At 73.4% G+C, this 2,134-nt stretch carries 3 protein-coding genes; 2 read left to right on the top strand and 1 reads right to left on the bottom strand.

Features of this window, described 5'->3' with window-relative positions; genetic code table 11:
* Positions 1-307 (bottom strand): F0F1 ATP synthase subunit B family protein (locus tag AC0CYZ_RS28080; RefSeq protein WP_472221399.1); only part of this gene is annotated, 307 nt, incomplete at its 3' end.
* Between the two features lie 139 nt (positions 308-446).
* Between AC0CYZ_RS28080 and AC0CYZ_RS28075 the strand changes: the two genes are divergently transcribed.
* The gene (locus AC0CYZ_RS28075; protein WP_472221398.1) at positions 447-980 is read left to right on the top strand and encodes an NUDIX domain-containing protein; all 534 of its coding nucleotides are present in this window, start codon (positions 447-449) and stop codon (positions 978-980) included.
* A 38-nt stretch (positions 981-1,018) separates the two neighbouring features.
* On the top strand, positions 1,019-1,924 hold the full coding sequence (locus tag AC0CYZ_RS28070) for a hypothetical protein (protein ID WP_472221397.1): 906 nt from the start codon (positions 1,019-1,021) through the stop codon (positions 1,922-1,924).
* Positions 1,925-2,134 lie beyond the last annotated feature (210 nt).

Here is a 2,134-nt window from a genome sequence, read left to right as displayed (position 1 = left end):
CACGGCGCTTGAGGCGCTCGACCTCCTCCTCGGCCTTCTCGCGCATCTCGTCGGCGATGCGCTGGGCGTCCGCCCGCGCGTCGTCCCGGATGCGGGCGGCGTCGTTCTGCGCGTTCTCGACGGCCTCGCGGTACGCGGCCTCGGCGGCCTCCAGGCGCTCCTTGGCCTTGCGCGCGTCCTCGACCTGCTGGGCGATCTCCTTCTCGCGCTTCTCCGTCATCGTCCGCAGCGGCGGGAGGACGTACCGGTAGAGCACGTACAGGACGATCAGGAAGGCGAAGACCTCGGCGATGACTGTGCTGACCATGTGCTCTGCCGTGCTCCCGTTCCGCGGTGACCGATTCGCCCTGCTCGGGCGCGCAGCCTAGCAAGGGCGGGCCTGGTCCGGGTGGTCGAGTGGGAGGTCCGGGCCGGGTGGGTGACCGCGCTCGGGGATGATCGGCCGCGTGGACACGCTCTCGAGCCGGCCGGTGTACGAGAACCCCTGGATGACCGTCCGGGAGGACACCTTCCGGCGTCCCGACGGCGGCGAGGGCGTCTACGGCGTCGTCGACAAGCCGCACTACGCGCTGGTGATCGCGCTCGAGGGCACCGGTCCGCAGGCGCGGATGATGATGGTCGAGCAGTTCCGCTACCCGCTGGGCCTGCGCCGGTGGGAGTTCCCGCAGGGCACGGCCCCCGACCGCGCCGAGGCCGATCCCGCCGAGCTGGCCGCGCGGGAGCTGCGGGAGGAGCCCGGCCTGCGCGCGGCACACTGGGAGCCGCTCGGCCTGCTCGACGTCGCGCCCGGCCTGTCCTCCCAGCGCGGCCGGGCCTTCCTCGCGACGGACCTCACCGCGGGCGCCCCGGACCGGGAGGTGACCGAGGCGGACATGCGCACCGCGTGGGTGACCCGCGCCGAGTTCGAGGACCGGGTGCGCGCCGGGGAGATCACCGACGCCCAGTCGATCGCCGCCTACGCGATGCTGATGCTGCGCTGATCCCGATCACCCCGGCCCGGAGCGTGGACACTGGGATCATGTCACTCGTTCGCCTCGGCCCGCTGGTCGTGCCGACACCCGCCGAGGTCGTCTCGACCGGCGCCGCCGTGGCCGCGTGGGGCGCCGAGCTCATCGGGGTCGGCGCGCGGCTGCCCGGCCGGGTCGAGGCGTTGCTGGACGAGGTCACGCGCCTGCTCGCGGTCCTGAGCGGGGTCGCGGAGCGCGTCGACGGCCTGGTCGACCGGGCCGACGGCATCGTCGCCGAGATCGAGGGGGTGATCGTCGAGGCCCGCGGGATCACGACGGGGGCCGCGTCGGTCGTCGAGTCCGCACGCGGCATCACCGGCGGGGCGTCCGAGGTCGTCGAGTCGGCCCGTGGCATCACCTCCGGCGCCGACGGCGTCGTCACCGAGGCCCGCGTGATCACCCGCGGCGCCGCCTCGGTGGTCGACGAGGCCCGGAGCATCACCAAGGGCGCCGCGTCGGTGGTCGACGACGCGGCCGGCATCACCCGCGGCGCCGACGGAGTGGTGAGCGAGGCGCGCACGATCACGCGCGGGGCCTCCGAGGTCGTCGAGTCCGCCCGCACCATCACCTCCGGTGCGGACGACGTGATGACCTCCGCGGGCTCGCTGAGCACGCACGCCCAGGAGCTGCTCGACCTCTACCGGCCGATGCTCGAGCGCGCCGCGCCGCTGACCCAGAAGTTCGTCGACGACCTCGCGCCCGAGGAGATCGACGCCGCGATCCAGCTCGTCGACGAGCTCCCGGCGCTCGCCCACCACCTCAGCCACGACATCCTGCCGATCCTGGAGACCCTCGACCGCGTCGGACCCGACCTGTCCGAGCTGCTCGACGTCACCAAGGACCTCCGGCGCGCCATCGACGGCATCCCCGGCTTCTCGTTCCTCAAGCGTCGCGGGGACGCCAAGGCGGAGGAGTAGGGAGCCCGTCGGATTCCGCCGCGGCGAGGGCGCGCTCAGACGCCGGTCGGGGTGCCCTCGTGCTCCAGGCCGTGCACCTCGCGGATCACGTCGACGAAGTCACCCATGATCCCGGTGAGCGAGTACGACTTCGGCGTCACCACCCGCTGCACGCCGAGCCGTTGGAGCTGCTCGGCGTCCTTCGGCGGGATGATCCCGCCGACCACGACG

The organism is Actinomycetospora sp. (assembly GCF_055612215.1).
The sequence above is the reverse complement of the archived record's forward strand: the minus strand, read 5'-3'. Positions and strand labels throughout refer to the sequence as shown.